15 protein-coding genes are annotated in these 20,653 nt (G+C 67.5%); 9 read left to right on the top strand and 6 right to left on the bottom strand.

The window, feature by feature from the left end; translation table 11 throughout:
• The first annotated feature begins 31 nt into the window (after positions 1-31).
• Together cadR and CDO81_RS04130 are read left to right on the top strand one after the other, a co-directional pair.
• A complete protein-coding gene (cadR, locus tag CDO81_RS04135) occupies positions 32-481 on the top strand; it encodes a Cd(II)/Pb(II)-responsive transcriptional regulator (protein WP_088481863.1) in 450 nt (149 codons plus the stop codon).
• 312 nt (positions 482-793) lie between these two features.
• Entirely contained in the window at positions 794-2,548 is a 1,755-nt protein-coding gene (locus CDO81_RS04130; RefSeq protein WP_144397127.1) for a beta-1,3-glucanase family protein, read from the top strand.
• A 13-nt stretch (positions 2,549-2,561) separates the two neighbouring features.
• Here CDO81_RS04130 and CDO81_RS04125 read toward each other — a convergent pair whose 3' ends face one another.
• From CDO81_RS04125 to CDO81_RS04100, 5 genes are all read right to left on the bottom strand, one after another.
• Complete coding sequence (locus tag CDO81_RS04125; RefSeq protein WP_088481861.1) at positions 2,562-3,212, bottom strand: trimeric intracellular cation channel family protein; 651 nt, start codon at positions 3,210-3,212, stop codon at positions 2,562-2,564.
• A 10-nt stretch (positions 3,213-3,222) separates the two neighbouring features.
• Positions 3,223-5,178: a UvrD-helicase domain-containing protein gene (locus CDO81_RS04120; RefSeq protein ID WP_088481860.1), complete on the bottom strand. Its 1,956-nt coding sequence runs from the start codon at positions 5,176-5,178 to the stop codon at positions 3,223-3,225.
• Positions 5,179-5,225: 47 nt separating this feature from the next.
• The gene (locus CDO81_RS04115) at positions 5,226-6,791 is read right to left on the bottom strand and encodes an ABC transporter substrate-binding protein (protein ID WP_088481859.1); all 1,566 of its coding nucleotides are present in this window, start codon (positions 6,789-6,791) and stop codon (positions 5,226-5,228) included.
• Positions 6,788-8,365: an ABC transporter substrate-binding protein gene (locus tag CDO81_RS04110; protein WP_088481858.1), complete on the bottom strand. Its 1,578-nt coding sequence runs from the start codon at positions 8,363-8,365 to the stop codon at positions 6,788-6,790. The genes CDO81_RS04115 and CDO81_RS04110 overlap by 4 nt, the downstream gene beginning before the upstream one ends.
• A 374-nt stretch (positions 8,366-8,739) precedes the next feature.
• The gene (locus tag CDO81_RS04100; protein ID WP_088481856.1) at positions 8,740-9,582 is read right to left on the bottom strand and encodes an isopenicillin N synthase family dioxygenase; all 843 of its coding nucleotides are present in this window, start codon (positions 9,580-9,582) and stop codon (positions 8,740-8,742) included.
• A 306-nt stretch (positions 9,583-9,888) separates the two neighbouring features.
• On the opposite strand from CDO81_RS04100, the gene CDO81_RS04095 reads away from it, so the two are divergent.
• The 5 genes from CDO81_RS04095 to CDO81_RS04075 all read left to right on the top strand — a co-directional run bounded on the left by CDO81_RS04095 (position 9,889) and on the right by CDO81_RS04075 (position 17,494).
• A complete protein-coding gene (locus CDO81_RS04095; protein WP_088481855.1) occupies positions 9,889-12,744 on the top strand; it encodes a 2-oxoglutarate dehydrogenase E1 component in 2,856 nt (951 codons plus the stop codon).
• Positions 12,745-12,833: 89 nt separating this feature from the next.
• Positions 12,834-14,099, top strand: a complete 1,266-nt coding sequence (odhB, locus tag CDO81_RS04090; RefSeq protein ID WP_088481854.1) for a 2-oxoglutarate dehydrogenase complex dihydrolipoyllysine-residue succinyltransferase — start codon at positions 12,834-12,836, stop codon at positions 14,097-14,099.
• Positions 14,100-14,254: 155 nt separating this feature from the next.
• Entirely contained in the window at positions 14,255-15,676 is a 1,422-nt protein-coding gene (gene lpdA / locus CDO81_RS04085; RefSeq protein ID WP_088481853.1) for a dihydrolipoyl dehydrogenase, read from the top strand.
• A gap of 106 nt (positions 15,677-15,782) precedes the next feature.
• Positions 15,783-16,883, top strand: coding sequence for a cell division protein ZapE (zapE, locus tag CDO81_RS04080; RefSeq protein WP_088481852.1), 1,101 nt, complete (start codon positions 15,783-15,785; stop codon positions 16,881-16,883).
• Positions 16,880-17,494: a hypothetical protein gene (locus CDO81_RS04075; protein WP_088481851.1), complete on the top strand. Its 615-nt coding sequence runs from the start codon at positions 16,880-16,882 to the stop codon at positions 17,492-17,494. Before zapE ends, CDO81_RS04075 begins: the two co-directional genes overlap by 4 nt.
• Positions 17,495-17,512: 18 nt before the next feature.
• Here CDO81_RS04075 and CDO81_RS04070 read toward each other — a convergent pair whose 3' ends face one another.
• Entirely contained in the window at positions 17,513-18,283 is a 771-nt protein-coding gene (locus CDO81_RS04070) for a PP2C family protein-serine/threonine phosphatase (RefSeq protein WP_088481850.1), read from the bottom strand.
• Between the two features lie 62 nt (positions 18,284-18,345).
• Here CDO81_RS04070 and CDO81_RS04065 point away from each other — a divergent pair, with 62 nt between their 5' ends.
• Together CDO81_RS04065 and CDO81_RS04060 are read left to right on the top strand one after the other, a co-directional pair.
• Positions 18,346-18,549 (top strand): YdcH family protein, encoded by a 204-nt coding sequence (locus CDO81_RS04065; RefSeq protein WP_088481849.1) that lies wholly within the window; start codon positions 18,346-18,348, stop codon positions 18,547-18,549.
• Complete coding sequence (locus CDO81_RS04060) at positions 18,536-20,587, top strand: DNA repair helicase YoaA (RefSeq protein ID WP_088481848.1); 2,052 nt, start codon at positions 18,536-18,538, stop codon at positions 20,585-20,587. The genes CDO81_RS04065 and CDO81_RS04060 overlap by 14 nt, the downstream gene beginning before the upstream one ends.
• The last annotated feature ends 66 nt before the right edge of the window (positions 20,588-20,653 follow it).

Genomic DNA, 20,653 nt, shown 5'->3' with positions numbered 1-20,653 from the left:
CACTGGTTGCAGCCTTGCCTTCGGAGCCGCCATGAAGATCGGACATCTCGCCGCCGCGTCGTCGACCGCCGTCGACACCATCCGCTACTACGAGCGGGAGGGTCTGCTGCCTGCCCCCGGGCGCACCCAGGGCGGTTTCCGTGTGTATGAGCAGCCGCATCTGGAGCGCCTGCAGTTCATCCGCTATTGCCGCGGCCTGGACATGTCGCTGGACGAGGTGCGCGTGTTGCTGCGGGTGAAGGATGAGCCCGGCAGCGACTGCGGTGACGTGAACGCATTGCTGGACACGCACATCGGCCACGTGTCGCGCCGCATCCGGGAGTTGCGGGCGTTGGAGAAGCAACTGCGCGGCCTGCGCGAGCGTTGCGGCGAAGCCCGGCAGGCGGACCAGTGCGGCATCCTCCATGGCCTGGCGGCCGCAGCGCAGGAGACGCCGGCCGCTGCGGCGCCGACCCATCTGAGGTCAGTTCACGGCCACTGAGCAGCTGGCCGGGGCGGCTTCAGGGATCGACCGTCCCTGATGCGGGCGACGCTCTGGCGGGCTCCGCGCGGGTTTTCCATGAAACCGCTTTCTTGCGGCTCCCAGGAGGATGCGGACCAATTCTGAAAGCGCTTTCATTTGGTCTTCAACCGGTATGAAGCGCTTTCAGGTGGCGACCTGACCCCGACAGTGGCTGCTTGCCGGGTGGTGCAGTAGGTCATCCGCAGCCGCCAGACGGTGCCCCCGCAGCGATGTGCGCGGGCCCACGGACGCCGGTCGATCCCGCGGGACGCGCCGGCCGAGGAGACAAGCGTGAATCTCATCCTGCGTTGCATGCGCCTGCTCGGCGTGTGCCTGTGGCTGGCCCTCGGGCTGGCGGGGCCCGCGGCAGCGGCCGACTACGACCAGGGCGTGGAGGTCAGCGGCAGCACCGCCACGATCTGGTTCAAGTCCAATGTGTCGACCACCTGGGTCGACGTGCACTACACGGTCAACAACGGCGCGCAGCAGAACCTGCGCATGACCGCCGCCAACGGGCGCTACGAGCAGAAGCTCAGCGTCGCCACCGGCAACGTCGTCGGCTACTGGTTCACCTACAACAACGGCACGCCGGCCTACGACACCCCCAAGTTCAGCTACACCGTGAGCGGCAACACGGCCACCGGCCCAGTGTGCTTCTATGCCGATGCCAACTACACCGGCGATAGCCTCTGCGTCAGTGCCGACAGCGCCTGGATCGGCAGCGCCTGGAATGACCGTGTCTCGTCGGTCAAGGTGCAGGCGGGCTACCAGGTCACGCTGTTCAATGACATCAACTACGGCGGCGGCTCCTTGGTGCTGACGGGCAATGAGCCCAACCTCGTGAGCCGCGGCTTCAATGACCTGACCTCGTCCTTCAAGATCGGCGCCGCGACGACCACCTGGAACGGCCGCACCACCTTCAACATCGTCAACCAGACGGCAGGCCGCTGGACCGATGACCAGGTCTACTGGGCCATCATCGGCCGCGACTGGTCGACGGGGAAGTTCGTGCGCGTGGACGCCGCCGGCAACCTCATCCCGATGTCCACCGCCGACAACGGCGCGCTCACCAAGAACGGCGTCACCTACACCAACTACTTCCACAAGCTCAGTGCCACACGGTCCCTCACCATCCCGCCGCTGGACTCGGCGCGCGTGCTGATGTCGGTGGGCTCGCCGATGTACATCCGTGTGGTGCTCGATGGCAATGGCAACGTGGGCTATGCCGGCGCCAATATCGAGAACCCGACCGACCCGAACATCGACGTCTACTTCGACTTTGGCGAAATGGCCATCATCCCGCCGGGCCGCGCAGACCCAGGAATCTTCATCAACACCACGCGGGTGGATCATTTCGGCTTTCCGCTGAAGCTGCGTGTGCAGGGGCTGGGCGGTTATGACCAGACGGTCGGCGAGGCCCTCGCCGAGACGCGCGACCAGCTCTTCAGCAAGTTCATCGCCGAGGTGCCGACGGCCTTCAAGCCGCTCGCACAGGCGCCGTATGCGCCTTACCGCATCATGGCGCCGGCCCATGCCAGCTTCAAGCCGGGGCAGGCCAACGCCAACTACCTGCAGCCGTACATCGACGCCGTCTGGGCCCGCTACCGCACCGAAGACCTGGTGTTCACGCTGCAGAACCTCGGCACCTTCCGTGGCCGCGTGAGTGGTGACCGCTTCATCTTCACCGGCGGCTCGCCGGCCGGCACCTTCTACATCAACGGCAAGCCCGACACCGCCATGGTGCTGCTGGGCGCCGGCCTGCTGGCAGACGGCAGCGGCAACCCGACCAACGTCGGCACGCAACTGCAGATCCAGGCCCAGGTGTGCGCGGCGCTGAACCGCCATGTGATGGAAACGCCGGCCAACTGGTACGTTCAGTCGGCACACTACCCGGCGGGCCAGGTGGGCAATTGGTACGCCAAGTTCTGGCACGACCACAGCATCAACCGCAAGGCCTATGGGTTCGCGTATGACGACGTGGGTGACTTCAGCCCGTCGCTGCACACCCAGGCGCCGACGGTGGTGACCTACACCATCGGCTGGTAGCCCAAGCCGTTGCCTAGCGTGGCGTGCCGATGCGCCACGCGGGCAGCGTCCAGCCCGTCCACAGGGCCAGGCCGCGAAGCGCCACAGCGGTGGCCGCGCCGGCACTGATGGCGACCCATTGCGGCGCCTCCACGGCCACGGCGGCCACCAGCACCCAGCCGCCCATGAAGCTGCACAGGGCATAGGGGCGGTGGTCGTGGAAGGCGGCGGGGATCTCGTTGCAGACGATGTCCCGCAGCACGCCGCCGAATACCGCCGTGATCACGCCCATCAACACGGCCACGATGGCGGGCATGCCCGCATCCAGCGCCACCAGCGTGCCGTTGGCGGTGAACAGGCCCAGGCCGAGCGCGTCGGGCCACTGGATGGCGCGCTCCGTCAGCGCGAGGTGGCGCCGCCGCATGCCGAGCATGGCGGCCAGGCACAGGCCCATCAGCACCCACAACCAGTCGGCATGCTCGACCCAGAAGAAGGGCCGGCGGTCCAGCAGCACGTCGCGCAGCGTGCCGCCGCCGAAGGCCGACAGCCCGGCCACCACGCACAGCCCCACCACGTCCAGCCGCTTGCGGGCCCCGGCCAGCAGGCCGGACAGCGCGAAGGCCAGCGTGGCCGTGATCTCCACGGCCGACTGCAGTGTCGAAAAGTTGATGACGGGGGGCTTCATGCGGGCAGGTTCATTCCAAAAAACCCGCATCCCTCAGGAAGCGGGACGGGCGCTCGGGGTCGAAGGTCAGCGTCAGCCGCTGGCGGGCGCGGGTCAGAGCCACGTAGAGCAGGTTGCGGTTCTCAAGGCTGCCGCCGCCGAACTCGCCGGCCGTGAGGTGGGGCAGGATGACGTGGTCGAACTCCAAGCCCTTGGCGACCTCGATGCTGGACAGCACCACGCGGGGACGGGCTCGCGAGCGCCCGACCTCACCGCCGCGCAGGCTCAGCGTGGCCAGCAGCTGCATCGCGGCTGCAATCGATCCGCCCTCGGCCAGCACCAGCTGCACGAGCTGCGTGATGTTGTCGGCCACGCGCGTCGCGTCGGCCTCGCGGACGAACACACGGCGGGCCAGCGACAGCGGCGCGAGCACCTTCAGGAAGGACGCCTCAAAGGCGTCGTCGTCACCCGTGCCCAGCAACGCGAGTGCAGCCTCCAGCGTGCGCCGTGCGTCGGGTACGGCACTGCGCAAGGCGTGGGCGTCAATGAAGCGACGGGTGGCGTCCAGGTCCTGCGCAGCTTCGGCGACCGCGACGCGCTGCGCTTGCTGGCGGTCCAGGTGGCGCAGCTCCACGCTGTCGATGCCCGCGCCGGAGAACAGCAGCCAGGCGTCCAGCAGTGCGGCGCGGCGTTCAGGCGTGTCGAAGCCAGCGTAGTTGCCCAGCGCATGCGCGTGCAGGCCCCGTACCAGCAGCGTCTCGGGCCGGGCGAGGAAGGGCGTGAAGCCAGCGGTGCCGTAGGCCACGCCGAGGCGCAGCAACTCATGCTCGATGCGCACTGAGTGGGCCGGATGTCGCAGCAGCACCCTGAACGTGGCGGGGCCACGCTGCGCGAGGTGGGCCTGCGCTTGCCGGGCGATGTACTCGGCCGCCAGGCGCGGTGAAGGGCAGGGCTCCAGATGCACGACCGTTCGGGTCTCACTGCTGGCCGCGTAGGGCTTGCGGGCGAGGGCGCCGGCATGGCGGGCGAGTGTCGGGCCGAAGCGGTGGCTCGCCGTCAGCGGCAGTACCTCGGGCTCGCCGATCTCGCGCCGGAAGTGCTCGCCCATGAAGCCCGCCTCCGCGCCACTCTGGGCGTGGATGACCTGGTCCCGGTCGCCCACGCCAACGAAGGCCGCCCGTGGGTTGGCTGCCAGCAGGGCCTTCAGCACGGTGAAGGCGGCGCGGTTCATGTCGTGCATCTCGTCCACGCCGACCAGGCTGAGGCCCTGCTGCAGAAAACCGTCCTCCGGGCGGATCTCGCCGGCCAGCAGCAGTCGTGCCAGGTCATGCACGCCGTCGCCCGGTGTGCGGAAGTCCGGGCGGTCCGGGTGGCCACCGCGGCGGATGGCCTCGAAGCATTGCCAGCTTCGCAGCGTCAGGTAGTCGAAGCCGAGCGACTCCGCAGCTGCGGGCGTGAGGCGCTCGTCGGGGTCGAGTTGTTGCAGCACCAGCCGCCCCCTGAGCACTTCAAAGGCCTGCAGCAGGCCTTCGACCAGGTCTGCGGGACGGGCATCGCCGTGCAACTCGTCGGGGTAGCGTTCCTCGGGCAGCGACTGGGCCCGCTCCACCGCGCGGATGACGAAGGGCCGCACCTGCTCGGGCGTGACCAGGGCGCGCGAGGCCTCGCCCTCGGCGGCAGCCAGCACGTCGAGGCAGAAGGTCTCGAAGGTCAGGACACGCAAACCCTCGGCCACGCTGCGGTCCACGCCAATGGCCGTCAGGCGCTCCCGCAGCGCCGTCACGGCCGGCGCGGTGGCTGTCAGGGCCAGCAGACTCTCGGGCGGCGCGCCGCGCGCCAGCGCCTGGGCGATGCGCAGGGCCAGCGTGGTGGTCTTGGCGGCGCCGGCGTTCGCCTCCACGAGCATCAGCCGCGTGCGGCGCAGCTGGATGGCGCGCTGCTCGTCGCTCGGCGTGATGTGGAGGGGCTGGAAGACGGGCTCGCTCATCACGCGGATTGTCCCGCGCGCGCGAGGCCTCGGCTGAACTCAGCCGCTCACTTCATCGTGGCCCACTTGGCCTGCGGCGCGTCGTTGGCCGAATGCGGGATGGTCACGCCGGCCCGCATCGCCCAGGGGCGCACCTGGTGGTGGATGGGGATGAACAGGAACTCGTCGCGCGTGCGCTTGAGGGCTTCCTGCATCAGGGCCAGGCGCTTGGGCGCGTCGGTCTCGACCTTCATCTGCTGCACCAGCGCGTCGACCTTGGCATCGCTGACCCGCGAGTAGTTGCCCTTGCCATCGGCACCGCTGGTCTTGGTGTGCACGATGTCCTGCAGCGTGTACTGGGCGTCGAACGTGGTCACGCCCCACCCGTACATGTACAGCGGCAGCTCGAAGCGCTGCAGCGCGGCCGAGTGCTGCGACATGGGCTGCGTGGTCAGCTTGGCCTTGATGCCGATGCGGGCCCACATCGACACGACGGCCTGGCAGATTTCCTCGTCGTTCACGTAGCGGTCGTTGGGGCAGGCGAGCGGGGTCTCGAAGCCCTCGGCATAGCCCGCGTCGGTCATCAGTTGCTTGGCGCGGGCCAGGTCGGGCTTGGCCACCGTGTCCAGCTCCTGCGACCAGCCATAGGCCACCGGCGCCACCATGATGGCCGCCGGGATGGAAAGGTTGCGCATCAGGCTGCGCTTGATGGCTTCGCGGTCGATGGCCAGCGACATGGCCTCGCGCACGCGACGGTCCTTGAAGGGGTTCTTGCCCTTCACGTTGCTGCCCTTGATCTCGTCGCTGCCCAGGTCCAGCGCGAAGAAGATGGTGCGGTTCTCGGGGCCTTCGATGACCTTCAGGCGCGGGTCGGCCTTGAGCTTGGCCACGTCCTGCGGGGGCAGGTCGGTCAGCAGGTCGAGCGCACCGGACAACAGCGCCGCCACTCGGGTCGCGTCCTGCTTGATGGGCAGGTAGGTCACCTCGCTGATGTTGCCCTTGGGCTTGTCCCACCAGTCCTTGTTGGCGGTCATGGTGAGTTTCTGGTCAGGCGTCCAGCTGGTGATCTTGAAGGGGCCGGTGCCGTTGGCGTTGCGCGAGGCGAAGGTGTCTTCCTTGGCCTTGTAGTCCTGGGGGTTCTCGGAGCGGTTCTTGATGGCCCAGGCCTTGCTGACGATGCGCACGAAGGTCAGGTTGCGGGTCAGCACCGGGTTGGGACCGTCCAGGATCAGGTCGACGGTGAAGTCGTCGATCTTCTTCACCTCCTTGATGCCGGAGGAGTAGATGACCATGTTGCTGGCCGGATGCTTGATGCGCTGCAGGCTGAAGACCACGTCGTCGGCCGTGAACGGTGTGCCATCGTGGAACTTCACGCCGCGGCGCAGGTCGAAGCGCACCTGGGTGGGCGAGACGAAGGTCCATTTGGTGGCCAGCGCCGGCTCCACGTCGAACTTCTCGGTGTAGCGGGTCAGGCCTTCGTAGGCGTAGCCGCTGATCGTCGTGGTGGCGGAGTGGTTCTGGGAGTGCGGGTCCAGCGTCTGGATGTCGTTCTGGGCGGCCCAGCGCAGGGTGTTGGCACTGGCGATGCCGCAGCTGAGCAGCAGGGCGGCGGCAAGGGTCGAGAGCTTCTTCATTTGACGGTGGTGTAGCGGGCTTCGAAGTAATCGTTGGAGCGATGGATCGTGTCCACGCCCGGCTTCATCGCCCAGGGGCGGATCTGGTGATGGATGGGAATGAACAGCGCTTCGTCGCGGATGCGCAGCAGCGCGTCGCGGATGAGGGCGTTGCGCTTGGGCACATCGGGTTCGAACTTGATCTTCTGGATGAGTCCGTCCAGCGTGGCATCGCTGACCTTGCCGAAATTGAAGTTGCCATCCGCACCGTTGGTGCGGGTATGGCCCCAGGCCTGCATCGCGTAGAGCGCATCGTAGGTCGACACGCCCCAGCCCAGCATGTAGAAGGCCGATTCGCCGCGCTGGAAGGTCTGGCTGTGGGTGGAGAAGGGCGCGGCGATGAGCCGCACCTTCACGCCAATCTTGGCCCACATCGACACGGCGGCCTGGCAGACCTGCTCGTCGTTCACGTAGCGGTTGTTGGGGCAGTGCAGCGGCACGTCGAAGCCCTGCGGGTAGCCGGCGTCGGCCAGCAGCTTGCGGGCCTTGTCGAGGTCAGGCTTGATCGGCGCATCCAGGGCGGAGTCGTAGCCATTCACGCCCGGCGGCACCATCAGCGCCGCGGGTACCGACAGCCCGCGCATGATGCTTCGCTTGATGGCCTCGCGGTCCAGCGCCAGGTTCATGGCCTCGCGCACTCTTCTGTCCTTGAAGGGGTTCTTGCCCTTGACGCTGGACTCGCGCAGTTCGTCGCTGCCCTCGTCCATCACGAAGAAGATGGTGCGGATCTCGGGGCCTTCCAGCAGCTTGACCTTGCTCTCCTCCTTGAGCTTGAAGAAGTCCTGCGGCGGCAGGTCGGTCACCATGTCGACGTCGCCCGAGAGCAGGGCGGCGACCCGCGTCGGGGCGGACTTGATCGGCAGGTAGCTCAACTCGGTCACGTTGCCGGGGTTCTTGTCCCACCAGTCCTTGTTGGCGACCATCTTCACCGCCTGGTCAGGCTGCCAGCTGATCAGCTTGTAGGGGCCGGTGCCGTTCGCGTTGCGCGACGCGTAGTTCTCGTCCTTGGCCTTGTAGTCCTGGGTGCTGGTGGTGTTGTTCTTGACCGACCAGGCCTTGCTCATGATCGAGAAGCTGATGATGTTCTGCAGCAGCATCGGCGTCGGCGCCTCCAGCAGCAGATCGACGGTGTAGTCGTCGATCTTCTTCACCTCCTTGATGCCCGACACATAGGTCTGCTTGGTGCCCTGGGGCTGGGTGATGCGGCCGAAGCTGAACACCACGTCGTCGGCGGTGAAGGGCGAGCCGTCATGGAACTTCACGCCGCGGCGCAGTTCGAACCGCACCTGTGTCTGCGACAGGTAGGTCCACTTCGTGGCCAGGGCGGGTTCCGGCCGGTATTCGCGGCTCAGCCGCGTGAGGCCCTCGTAGATGTGGGCGCCGATGGCGTTGGAGGTGTTGTGGTCCTGCGAATGCGGGTCCAGCGTCAGGATGTCGTTGGTGGCGGCCCAGCGCAGCGGAGCGGCCGTGCCGGTCCCCGGCATGACCAGGGCCAGCGCCGCCAGCAAGGGGAGTGCGCGGAGAACGGATTTCATGCGGCTTCCTCACGTGAGCAGAAGCCGAAAAATGTAGCTGGGGGGCCCTGAAGACCGGCTAGGGCTTGCCCGCAGGTTCGAGTGAGCAATCGCAACCGTCACCCGCGGCGATCCAGCGCTGCACCAGCCAGCCGCGCAGGCCGCGGGGTTGGGCCGTCAGCACACCGCACACATAGCGTGCGCCGTTCCACTGGAGGGCGGCGCACGCACCTGTTAGGCGCCGGCTGATCAGGACGCCCAGCGGGCAGGGTTCCGCCAGGCAGCACACGCCGCAGCCGTTGCAGGCGGCCCCGAGCGCCGGCTTGGTCGGTGCGTCCGCGTGAATCTCGATGACGCGGTGTGGCGTCACATCGGCCAGGCCAGCGCGGGGTGGGTCAAGTTTTGACGCCGAGTTCGCGCAGGCGTTCGTTCAGGTAGGCGTCCGCGGTGTAGCGGTCGCTCAGCACGACGTTGTCGCGCGGATGCAGGAACAGCGGCAGTGACACGCGGCTCTTGGTGGCGCCGTCGCCGGTCGGGTTGACCACCCGGTGCTGGGTCGACGGGTAGTAGCCCGCCGAGGCTTCCTGCAGCATGTCGCCGATGTTGATCGTCAGCGTGCCGAAGTCGCAGGGCACGTCGTGCCAGGCGCCGTCCTTGCCCAGCACCTGCAGGCCCGGCTCATTGGCGGCGGGCAGGATGGTCAGCAGGTTGATGTCGCCATGGGCTGCTGCACGCAGCGAGCCGGCCGGCTCGGTGCCCGTCAGCGGCGGGTAGCGCAGCACGCGCAGCAGCGTCTTGGTGCTGCCCTGGATCATGTTCGACAGCGGCTCGCGGTACTTCGCGGCAATCTCGGGCGGCGTGTAGCGCTCGACCCAGCTCAGCAGCTCTTCCGCCAGCGCATTGGCTTCGCGGTAGTAGGCGAGGGCGTCGGCCTTCAGCGACTCGGGGATGCGACCCCAGGGGTACACATGGAAGTACTCCTTGATGTCCTTGTGGGTCGCGCCCTTGGCTGTCTCCGAGATCTGGGTCGAGAAGTAGCCGTCCTGCGTCTCCTTGGAGAACGCGAAGTCGTGCTTGGCCTCGCTGTTGAAGAAGGCCAGCCAGTCGGCGTAGATCTTCTCGACGAGGGCCTGGCGGATCGGGTGGTTGGTGAGCACACCGAAGCCGGTCTCGTGCAGGGAGCGGGTGAACTTTTCTGCTGCGTCGGCAGCGCGGTAGTCAACGACCTGGACTTGCATGGGGAATCCTCTTGTCCCGTGGCGCAGCCATTCAATCGCGGGGCTGTCGCGGCGGCAAGTTTACGAGGTGGTCAACTTTCCATGACCTGAATCAGTGCACTTTGTCGCGCCCCGTGCACCGGCTCGGGCAAACCCGAAGTGCTAGAGTTCGGCCCCTGAGACGTAAACCAGTCCTTCCCGTCCCTTTTGATGTGGCCAATGGCAGCAACGAAGGTGGGTCGCAATCCGCCAATCGGTCGAGCCGTGTCGCGGAAGGTTCTTCAACCAGCCAAAGCCTTGGAAACCGGGGCAAGAGGTGAGCGAAAGATGATGCAGCAATACAGGTCCAACTCCTACCTGTTCGGCGGAAACGCGCCGTATGTGGAGGAGATGTACGAGGCGTACCTCGACAACCCCGGGTCCGTCCCCGACAACTGGCGTGCGTATTTCGATGCGCTCCAGCACGTGCCGGCCGTCGATGGCAGCGAGGCCCGCGACGTGGCCCACGCCCCGGTCATCGAATCTTTCGCCCAGCGCGCCAAGGCCAACGCCTTCGCCAACAAGGCCAGCAGCGCCGACCTCGCCGTCGCCCGCAAGCAGGTCCATGTCCAGTCCCTCATCGCCGCCTACCGGTTCCTGGGCAACCGCTGGGCCGAGCTGGACCCCCTCAAGCGCGCAGAGCGCCCCAAGATCCCCGAACTCGACCCCGCGTTCTACGACCTGACCGAGTCCGACATGGACATCTCGTTCAGCGCCGTGAACAGCTACTTCGGTGGCGAGACCATGACGCTGCGCCAGATCGTGCAGGCCCTGCGCGAGACCTACTGCGGCTCCATCGGTTCGGAATTCATGCACGGCTCCGACCCCGGTGAAAAGCGCTGGTGGCAGGAGCGCCTGGAGAAGGCGCGCGGCAAGCCCAGCTTCACCGCCGAAGAGAAGAAGCACATCCTCGACCGCCTGACGGCCGCTGAAGGCCTGGAGCGCTACCTGCACACCAAGTACGTCGGCCAGAAGCGCTTCTCGCTGGAAGGTGGCGAGAGCTTCATCGCCGCCATGGACGAGCTGATCCAGCGCGCCGGTGAGCGCGGTGTGCAGGAAATCGTCATCGGCATGGCCCACCGCGGCCGCCTGAATGTGCTGGTCAACACCCTGGGCAAGATGCCCAAGGACCTGTTCGCCGAGTTCGAGCACAAGGCTGCCGAAGACCTGCCCGCCGGCGACGTGAAGTACCACCAGGGCTTCAGCTCCGATGTGTCCACGCCCGGCGGCCCGGTCCACCTGTCGCTGGCCTTCAACCCGTCCCACCTGGAAATCGTCAACCCGGTCGTGGAAGGCAGCGTGCGCGCTCGCCAGGACCGCCGCGGCGACAAGGCCGGCGCCCAGGTGCTGCCGGTGCTGGTGCACGGTGACGCGGCCTTCGGCGGCCAGGGTGTGGTGCAGGAAACGCTGGCCTTCAGCCAGACCCGCGGCTACCGCACGGGTGGCACGGTGCACATCGTCATCAACAACCAGATCGGCTTCACCACCAGCGACCCGCGCGACCTGCGCTCGACCTGGTATTGCTCCGACGTCGTCAAGATGATCGAAGCCCCAGTGCTGCACGTGAATGGCGACGACCCCGAAGCCGTCGTGTGGGCCATGCAGCTGTGCATGGACTACCGCGCCGAGTTCAAGAAGGATGTGGTGCTGGACATCGTCTGCTACCGCAAGCTCGGCCACAACGAGCAGGACACCCCGGCGCTCACGCAGCCGCTGATGTACAAGAAGATCGGCGCCCACCCCGGCACCCGCAAGGTGTACGCCGACAAGCTGGTTGCGCAAGGCGTGCTGACGGCGGAAGGCCCGGACGAGATGGTCAAGACCTACCGGTCCGCCATGGACGAAGGCCGCCACACCGTCGACCCGGTGCTGACCAACTTCAAGAGCAAGTTCGCCACCGACTGGTCGCCCTTCCTGGGCAAGAAGTGGACGGACAGCTGCGACACGGCCATCCCCGTCACCGAGTGGAAGCGCCTGTCGGAGAAGCTGACCACGCTGCCCAAGGACTTCACGCCGCACAACCTCGTGGCCAAGCTCTACGCCGACCGCGCCGCCATGGGCCGTGGCGAGATCAACGTCGACTGGGGCATGGGCGAGAGCATGGCGTTCGCGTCGCTGGTGGCTTCGGGCTACCCGGTGCGCCTGTCGGGTGAAGACAGCGGCCGCGGTACCTTCACGCACCGCCACGCCGTGCTGCACGACCAGAACCGCGCCAGCTGGGATGAAGGCACCTACATCCCGCTGCAGAACGTGGCCGACGGCCAGGCACCGTTCACCGTCATCGACTCCATCCTGTCGGAAGAGGCCGTGCTGGGCTTCGAGTACGGCTACGCCGCCGCCGAACCCAACACGCTGACCATCTGGGAAGCGCAGTTCGGCGACTTCGTCAACGGCGCGCAGGTCGTCATCGACCAGTTCATCGCCTCGGGCGAAGTGAAGTGGGGCCGCGCCAACGGCCTGACCATGATGCTGCCGCACGGCTACGAAGGCCAGGGCCCCGAGCACAGCTCGGCCCGCCTGGAGCGCTTCATGCAGCTGGCCGCGGACAACAACATGCAGATCGTGCAGCCCACCACGGCCTCGCAGATCTTCCACGTGCTGCGCCGCCAGATGCTGCGCATGTTCCGCAAGCCGCTGGTCATCATGACCCCGAAGAGCCTGCTGCGCGCCAAGGACGCCACCTCGCCGCTGTCCGAGTTCACCAAGGGCGAGTTCAAGACCGTCATCGGCGAGCGCGACGAGAGCATCGTGGCCGACAAGGTCAAGCGCGTGATCGTGTGCTCGGGCAAGGTCTACTACGACCTCGTCAAGACGCGCACCGAGAAGAAGTCGAGCGACGTCGCGATCATCCGCGTCGAGCAGCTCTACCCCTTCCCGCACAAGGCGTTCGCGGCCGAGCTCAAGAAGTACCCGCACGCCACCGAGATCGTGTGGTGCCAGGACGAGCCGCAGAACCAGGGCGCCTGGTTCTTCGTGCAGCACTATGTGCACGAGAACATGACGGAAGGCCAGAAGCTTGGCTACGCCGGCCGCCCGGCCAGCGCCAGCCCGGCCTGCGGCTACGCCCACCTGCACCAGGAGCAGCAAAAGGCGCTGCTGGATCAGGCCTACGCCAAGCTCAAGGGCTTCATCCTCACCAAGTAATGCGTGTTTCGCGGCGCCCCTGATGGGGCGCTGCGCTCGCCTGCGCCTGCGCACCCCACATCCAAATACAAGACACGGAGCCTCACATCATGGCCATCGTTGACGTCCAAGTTCCCCAGTTCTCTGAATCCGTTTCCGAGGGCACGCTGCTGACCTGGAAGAAGAAGCCCGGCGAAGCCGTCACGGTTGACGAGACCCTCGTCGAAATCGAGACCGACAAGGTCGTGCTCGAAGTGCCCGCACCCGCCACCGGCGTGCTGGCTGAAATCATCAAGGGCGACGGCAGCACCGTCGTCAGCCAGGAGCTGCTGGCCAAGATCGACACTGAAGGCAAGGCCGGTGTTGCAGCACCCGCCACCACCGCCTCGGTCGCCGCGGCTGCCGCACCGGCCGCTGCTGCGCCTGCCCCCGCTGCCACGGGCGGCAACAAGGGCGACGTGGCCATGCCCGCCGCCGCCAAGATCCTGGCCGAGAAGGGCCTGGCCGCCACCGACGTGGCTGGCTCCGGCAAGGACGGCCGTGTGACCAAGGGCGACGCCCTGGCCGCCTCCGCCAAGCCCGCCGCCGCTGCCGCGCCGCTGGTCGTGCCCGCCACGCCGGCCGTCGCCAAGCCGCTGCCCGCCGTGGCCGCACCGGTCGCGCAAAACCTGGGCGACCGCCCCGAGCAGCGCGTGCCCATGACCCGCCTGCGCGCCCGCATTGCCGAGCGCCTGCTGCAGTCCCAGGCCACCAACGCCATCCTGACCACCTTCAACGAAGTCAACATGGCCCCGGTCATGGAGATGCGCAAGAAGTTCCAGGAGAAGTTCGAGAAGGAACACGGCGTGAAGCTCGGCTTCATGAGCTTCTTCGTGAAGGCCGCGGTGGCCGCGCTCAAGAAGTACCCGGTGCTCAACGCGTCGGTCGACGGCAACGACATCGTCTACCACGGCTACTTCGACATCGGCATCGCGGTCGGTTCGCCGCGCGGCCTGGTGGTGCCGGTGCTGCGCAACGTCGACCAGATGAGCTTCGCCGACATCGAGAAGAAGATCGCCGAGTTCGGCCAGAAGGCCAAGGACGGCAAGCTGTCCATCGAAGAGCTGTCCGGCGGCACGTTCTCCATCTCCAACGGCGGCGTGTTCGGCTCGATGCTGTCCACCCCCATCATCAACCCGCCGCAGTCGGCCATCCTGGGCGTGCACGCCACCAAGGACCGCGCGGTGGTGGAAAACGGCCAGATCGTGATCCGCCCGATCAACTACCTGGCCATGTCGTATGACCACCGCATCATCGACGGCCGCGAAGCCGTGCTGGGCCTGGTCACGATGAAGGAAGCGCTCGAAGACCCCGCCCGCCTGCTGTTCGACATTTGAGGGCTACTGCGCGGCTCCATGGCGGCGTTGCGGGTCCCGTCCTCAGCATCCTCACGTAGCGCTGCTACGTTCCGGTGCCTCGGCACCCGCGCCTTGCCCTGAAGCCGCTCGCTACGCCCCGCTCCAGCGGGGTTCTGCGCAGAAAAGGAATACACATGAGCACCAAGCAATTCGACGTCGTCGTTATCGGTGGCGGCCCCGGCGGCTACATCGCGGCCATTCGTGCCGCGCAACTGGGCCAGAACACGGCCTGCATCGATGAGTGGAAGAACGACAAGGGCGGCCCCGCCCTGGGCGGCACCTGCACCAACGTCGGCTGCATCCCGTCCAAGGCCCTGCTGCAGTCCAGCGAGCACTACGAGCAGCTGAACCACCACTTCGCCGACCACGGCATCACGGCTGACAACGTCAAGATCGACGTCGCCAAGATGCTGGCCCGCAAGGACCAGGTCGTGAAGCAGAACAACGACGGCATCGTCTACCTGTTCAAGAAGAACAAGGTCACCTTCTTCCACGGCCGCGGCAGCTTCGTCGCGGCCAAGGACGGCGGCTACGAGATCAAGGCGGGCGAAGAGGTCATCTTCGCCAAGCAGGTGATCGTGGCCACGGGTTCCAACGCGCGTGCGCTGCCCGGCGTGCCGTTTGATGAAGAGACCATCCTCTCCAACGACGGCGCGCTGCGCGTAGGCAGCACGCCCAAGAAGCTCGGCCTGATCGGCGCCGGCGTCATCGGCCTGGAGATGGGTTCGGTCTGGCGCCGCCTCGGCGCTGAAGTGACCGTGCTCGAAGGCCTGCCGACCTTCCTCGGCGCGGTCGACGAGAGCGTGGCCAAGGAAGCCGCCAAGATCTTCAAGAAGCAGGGCCTGGACATCCAGCTCGGCGTGAAGGTCGGCGAGATCAAGTCGGGCAAGGCCGGCGTGAGCGTGGCCTACACCGATGCCAAGGGCGAAGCCAAGACGCTGGAGGTCGACAAGCTGATCGTGTCGATCGGCCGGGTGCCCAACACCGTCGGCCTGGGCGTGGAAGCCGTCGGCCTGCAGCTGGATGACCGCGGCGCCATCGTCGTCGACCACGACTGCAAGACCAATCTGCCTGGCGTCTGGGCGATTGGCGACGTCGTGCGCGGCCCGATGCTGGCGCACAAGGCGGAGGAAGAAGGCGTGGCAGTGGCCGAGCGCATCGCCGGCCAGCACGGTCACGTCAACTTCAACACCATCCCCTGGGTCATCTACACCTCGCCCGAGATCGCCTGGGTCGGCAAGACCGAGCAGCAGCTCAAGGCCGAAGGCGTGGCCTACAAGGCGGGCCAGTTCCCCTTCCTGGCCAATGGCCGCGCCCGCGCGCTGGGTGATACCACGGGCTTCGTGAAGTTCCTGGCCGACGCCACGACCGACGAGATCCTGGGTGTGCACATCATTGGCCCGTTCGCCTCCGAGCTGATCTCGGAAGCCGTGGTGGCCATGGAGTTCAAGGCCTCGGCCGAGGACATCGCCCGCATCTGCCACGCCCACCCGTCGCTGTCTGAAGCGACCAAGGAAGCGGCGCTGGCCGTCGACAAGCGCACGCTGAACTTCTGATCGGACGATCCCAGACACAGCCACAGAGACGCAGAGGCACAGAGACATCCCGATCTCTCTGTGGCTCTGTGACTCTGTGGCTTTGTTTTTGGGCTGAAGCAAGCCAATGACCTCCGTCACCGAGCTTTACGAGCAAACCCTCAGGGAGCGCGGCTTCAAGGCCGACGAGGCCCAGTTGCGCGCCATCCAGGCCCTGCAGCGCTGCCAGGACGAATGGGCGGCCTACAAGTCGCGCCGCAGCAATGCGGTCACCAAGCTGCTGGTGCGCCCGCCCATCCCGCGCGGCGTCTACATGTACGGCGGCGTGGGCCGGGGCAAGAGCTTCCTGATGGACTGCTTCTTCCAGGCCGTGCCGCTGACGCGCAAGACGCGGCTGCACTTCCATGAGTTCATGCGCGAGGTGCACCGTGAGCTGCAGGAGCTCAAGGGCATCGCCGACCCGCTGGAGGAGCTTGGCAAGCGCATCGCGCGGCGCTTCCGCCTCATCTGCTTCGACGAGTTCCATGTCGCCGACGTCACCGACGCGATGATCCTGCACCGGTTGCTGGATGCGCTCTTCCGCAACCGCGTCAGCATCGTCACGACCTCCAACTTCCACCCGGACGAGCTTTATCCCAACGGCTTGCACCGCGACCGCATCCTGCCGGCCATCGAGCTGCTCAAGACCCACCTGGAGGTCATCAACGTCGACGCCGGCACCGATTACCGTCGCCGCACGCTGGAGGACATGAAGCTCTACCTGACCCCGTTGAGCGACGAGAACGAGGCGGCTCTGACGCGCGCCTTCGAGCAGCTCGCGGAGGCCCAGGACGAAGACCGCAAGCTGATGATCGAGCACCGCGCGATCTACGCCCGGCGGCGTGCCGGCGGGGTGGTGTGGTTTGACTTCCAGACGCTGTGCGGCGGCCCGCGCTCGCAGAACGACTACCTGGAGCTGGCCAGCCAGTTCCATACCCTCATCCTGTCGAACGTGCCCGAGATGCCGGTGCGCCTGGCCAGCGAAGCCCGGCGCTTTACCTGGCTGGTGGACGTGCTCTACGACCGCCGCGTCAAGCTGATCATCTCGGCGGCCGTGCCGGCGGAGCAGCTCTACACCGAGGGCCCCCTGTCGCACGAGTTTCCGCGCACAGTCTCCCGGCTTCAGGAAATGCGTTCGGCCGAGTACCTGGCCCTGGCCCGCCGCGAGGTCGATACTTCGCTGACATGAAACCGCTGGCTGCCCCCATCGCCCTGCCTTTGTCCGTTGCGCTGTCGGTGCTGCTTGCTGCCGGCGCCACGGCCCAGCCCGCCACGCGCGCCGAGGTCGCGGCCCAGCGCGCGGCCATCGAGCAGCAGTTCGCGCGCGAGAAGGCCGAGTGCGAGCAACGTTTTGCGGTCTCGGCCTGCCTGGAAGACCTGCAGCAGCGCCAGCGGGAAGCCCTGGCCCCGGTGGTGGCCCGTGAACATGAACTCGCCGCGCAGGAGCGACGCGACCGCGCGGCGGCCCAGGCCCAGCGTGTGAAGGAACGCGAGCAGGCGGCGTCGGCCGAGGCCGGCCAACGGCCCGAACGTCTGGTGCCCTCGGCGCCGATGCCCGCAGCCTCCCACCCCGCCCGCACCCGCGCGCGCAGCCCGGAGCAGGCCGTCAAAGCCCAGCGCGAAGCCGAGCGCCAGGCCGAGGCTGAAGCCGCCCATCGCCGCGCCCAGGCGCAGGAGAGGCTGGCGCGCCAGCAGCAGCGTGTGGCCGAGCACGAGGCCAAACAGAAGAACCGCCTGCGTCCACCCGCAGCGCCCTTGCCGGTTCCGGGCGTCCCGGCGGCGTCGGCCGCGTCGCGTTGACGGCGGCTGGCCCTCGGCTTACTCCAGGTTCTCGACCTTCACGATGGCCAGCGACAGGTTGTCGCCGCCGCCGCGGGCGCGCTGGCGGGCCTTGCTGACCAGCAGCTCGGCGGCCTCGCGCGGGGGCAGGCTGTAGAGCACGCTGCCGAGTTCCTGCGGGGTGAAGTAGTGCCACAGGCCGTCGCTGCAGCACATCAGGGTGTCGCCGACTTCCAGCCCCTCCAGGCGCTCGGTGGTGGCGGTGGGCTCCTGCACGGTGCCCAGGCAGGCAGTCAGCAGGTTGCTTTGCGGGTGGGAGCTGGCCTCGGCTTCGGTGAGTTGACCCTCGTCCACCAGGCGCTGCACGTAGGAATGGTCCATGGTGCGCTTGACCAGACGAGCGCCGCGGAACCAATAGATGCGGGAGTCGCCGGAGTGGATCCAGTGCGCGCAGCGGTCCGCGGTGACGACGAACGCCGCGATCGTGCTGTGCGGCTCCTCTTCGGCGGAAATCGCGGTCAGCTTGATCATCAGGTGCGATTCCGAGGTGATCTGGCTCAGCAGCTCCTCGGGCAGCTCGTCCTCCGGTGAGTAGCGCTCGAAGAGCTGCCGCGCCGTCAGGATGACCTGGTCGGCCGCCTTGCGACCGCCGCTCTTGCCCCCCATGCCATCGGCCACGACGCCCATCACGCAGCCCGCGATGCGCGGATGCGGGATGACCGCCACCTGGTCTTGTTGGTAGGCGCGGTCACCGCGGTGGGTGCCCGTGGCGGCGCTGAGTCGGAAGCCGACGGCGGAAGGAGAAACCATGCCGAAAACTATACTGGCCCGCTACCCCTGTCCCGCGCATTGACGCCTGTGCTCCCCCCCGGATGGATGAAGAACTTCACTCGTTGACGCGGCGGCTCATCGAGCTGCGCATCGAGCACGCCGATCTGGACGCCATGATCGACCGCCTGGTCGAGCAGACGCCGCTGGACGAGCTGGCCCTGCAGCGTCTCAAGAAGCGCCGGCTGGCGCTGCGCGACATGATCACCCGCCTGGAAGCGAGCACCGCGCCCGATGACCTCGCCTGACCTGGACGACTGGCTCGACGCGCTCGACCAGGCCACGCCGGCCGCGCCGCCGGCGGCTGACGAACTGGAGCAGTCGGTGCTCGCGGCCTTTGACGAATCAGGGCCACTGGCCAGGCTGGACCCCGGCTACAAGCCCCGCGCGCCGCAGCTGCACATGAGCCGCGCCGTGGCGCGCGCCCTGAGCCGGCGACAGGCGCTGGTGGTGGAGGCGGGCACCGGCGTCGGCAAGACCTTCGCCTACCTGGTGCCTGCGCTGCTGGCCGGCAGCCGGGCCTTGATCAGCACTGCCACCAAGAGCCTGCAGGACCAGCTCTTCCTGCGCGACCTGCCACGCCTGGCCAAGGCGCTCAACACCCCCGTGCGTCTGGCCTTGCTGAAGGGCCGCGGCAGCTATCTGTGCCTGCATCGCATGAAAGAAGCCCGGGTGTCGGGTGAGTTTCCCGACCGCCGTACCGCACTGTCACTGGCGCGCATCGAGCGCTGGGCGCTTGGCACCACGACCGGCGACTTCGCCGAGATCGACGGCCTGGATGAGCGCTCGCCCATCATTCCCATCGTCAGCTCCAGCCGGGAGAACTGCCTGGGCCAGGAGTGCCCTGACTGGAAGGCCTGCTTCGTGGTGAAGGCGCGGCGCGAGGCGATGGAGGCCGATGTGGTGGTGGTCAACCACCATCTCTTCTTCGCCGACATGACGCTGCGCGACACCGGCGTGGCGGAGCTGCTGCCCAGTGTGGAGATCGCCATCTTCGACGAGGCCCACCAACTGGCGGAAGCGGGCGTGCAGTTCCTCGGCACGCTGCTCGGCACGGCGGCCTTGATCGACTTTGCCCGAGACCTGCTTGCCCAGGGCCTGGCCCATGCGCGGGGCGTGAACGATTGGCAGGCGCTACAGGCCGGCGTCGAGAAGGCGGCGCGCGAGTTGCGCCTGGCCGCTGCCGGCGCGCTCGCGACCGGCGGGCGAGAGCTGCGCGGCACGCTCAAGCTCGCATGGAAGGAGAGGGCGGCCCAACCGGCCTTCGGCGAGGCATTGGCGGGCGTCGAGAACGCCACGGCCGCGGCGCTGGAGGCCTTGACGGCGGTGCGTGAGGCCTCACCCGACTTTGCCCGGCTCTGCGAGCGCGCACAGATGTTGCGCGACCTGGCCCGTGTCTTTGCCGCCGAGCCCGACCCGGGTGATGTGCGCTGGATCGACATCAGTCCGCATGCCGCCCGCCTGGTCGAGTCGCCGCTGGACATCCGCGAGGCGATGCAGCAGCAACTGGAAGCCGCGCCCAAGGCCTGGGTGTTCACCTCCGCCACGCTGGGCGATGACGAAGGCCTGACCTGGTTCACCGAGCCTGCGGGCTTGGGCGACGCCGAGGTGCTGCGCGTGGGCAGCCCCTTCGACTACCCGGCGAATGCCCGCCTCTACGTGCCGCGCGGCTTTCCCAAACCGAGCGAGCCGCACCACCCGGCCAGCGTCGCGCTGCTGGCTTCGCGCCTGGCGCGGGCCCTGGGCGGCCGTACCTTTGTGCTGACCACCACGCTGCGCAATCTGCAGACGGTGGCTGACGCGCTGCGAGAGCGCTTCGAGGAAGCCGGCGATGCCATCACCGTGCTGCAGCAGGGGGCGCTGCCCAAGCGGTTGCTGCTGCAACGCTTCCTGGACGATCCGGCGTCGGTGCTGGTCGGGTCAGCCAGCTTCTGGGAAGGCATTGACGTGCCGGGGGATGCGCTGCAATGCGTCGTCATCGACAAGCTGCCCTTTCCGCCGCCCAACGACCCCCTGGTGGAGGCCCGTGTGCAGCGGCTGGAGGCGCAGGGTCGCAATGCCTTTGCCGAGTACTTCGTGGCCGAGGCCGCCATCGCCTTGAAGCAGGGCGCCGGCCGGCTCATCCGTACCGAGATCGACCGCGGCTTGCTGGTGGTGTGCGACCCGCGCATGGCCGGCATGAATTACGGCCGCCGACTTCGCGCCGCCCTGCCGCCGATGACGCCGGTGGCCAACGAGGCCGAGGCGCTCGCCTGGTTGCAGCAGCTGCATCAGGCGCGCGGCTGACGGACACCCGGGCCATCACGGCCGGCCCAAAAGCCAGCCCAAAAAGCGGAAACGGGCCCGAAGGCC

The sequence above is a fragment of the Roseateles puraquae genome, assembly GCF_002205845.1.
Taxonomy (GTDB): Bacteria; Pseudomonadota; Gammaproteobacteria; order Burkholderiales; family Burkholderiaceae_C; genus Pelomonas; species Pelomonas puraquae.
This window is presented reverse-complemented; position numbering and strand designations above follow the sequence as displayed.

Coding starts and splice junctions, on each gene's coding strand:
- cadR (WP_088481863.1), top strand. CDS start 32: ATGAAGATCGGACATCTCGCCGCCGCGTCGTCGACCGCCGTCGACACC.
- CDO81_RS04125 (WP_088481861.1), bottom strand. CDS start 3,212: ATGAAGCCCCCCGTCATCAACTTTTCGACACTGCAGTCGGCCGTGGAG.
- CDO81_RS04120 (WP_088481860.1), bottom strand. CDS start 5,178: ATGAGCGAGCCCGTCTTCCAGCCCCTCCACATCACGCCGAGCGACGAG.
- CDO81_RS04115 (WP_088481859.1), bottom strand. CDS start 6,791: ATGAAGAAGCTCTCGACCCTTGCCGCCGCCCTGCTGCTCAGCTGCGGC.
- CDO81_RS04110 (WP_088481858.1), bottom strand. CDS start 8,365: ATGAAATCCGTTCTCCGCGCACTCCCCTTGCTGGCGGCGCTGGCCCTG.
- CDO81_RS04100 (WP_088481856.1), bottom strand. CDS start 9,582: ATGCAAGTCCAGGTCGTTGACTACCGCGCTGCCGACGCAGCAGAAAAG.
- CDO81_RS04095 (WP_088481855.1), top strand. CDS start 9,889: ATGATGCAGCAATACAGGTCCAACTCCTACCTGTTCGGCGGAAACGCG.
- odhB (WP_088481854.1), top strand. CDS start 12,834: ATGGCCATCGTTGACGTCCAAGTTCCCCAGTTCTCTGAATCCGTTTCC.
- lpdA (WP_088481853.1), top strand. CDS start 14,255: ATGAGCACCAAGCAATTCGACGTCGTCGTTATCGGTGGCGGCCCCGGC.
- zapE (WP_088481852.1), top strand. CDS start 15,783: ATGACCTCCGTCACCGAGCTTTACGAGCAAACCCTCAGGGAGCGCGGC.
- CDO81_RS04075 (WP_088481851.1), top strand. CDS start 16,880: ATGAAACCGCTGGCTGCCCCCATCGCCCTGCCTTTGTCCGTTGCGCTG.
- CDO81_RS04070 (WP_088481850.1), bottom strand. CDS start 18,283: ATGGTTTCTCCTTCCGCCGTCGGCTTCCGACTCAGCGCCGCCACGGGC.
- CDO81_RS04065 (WP_088481849.1), top strand. CDS start 18,346: ATGGATGAAGAACTTCACTCGTTGACGCGGCGGCTCATCGAGCTGCGC.
- CDO81_RS04060 (WP_088481848.1), top strand. CDS start 18,536: ATGACCTCGCCTGACCTGGACGACTGGCTCGACGCGCTCGACCAGGCC.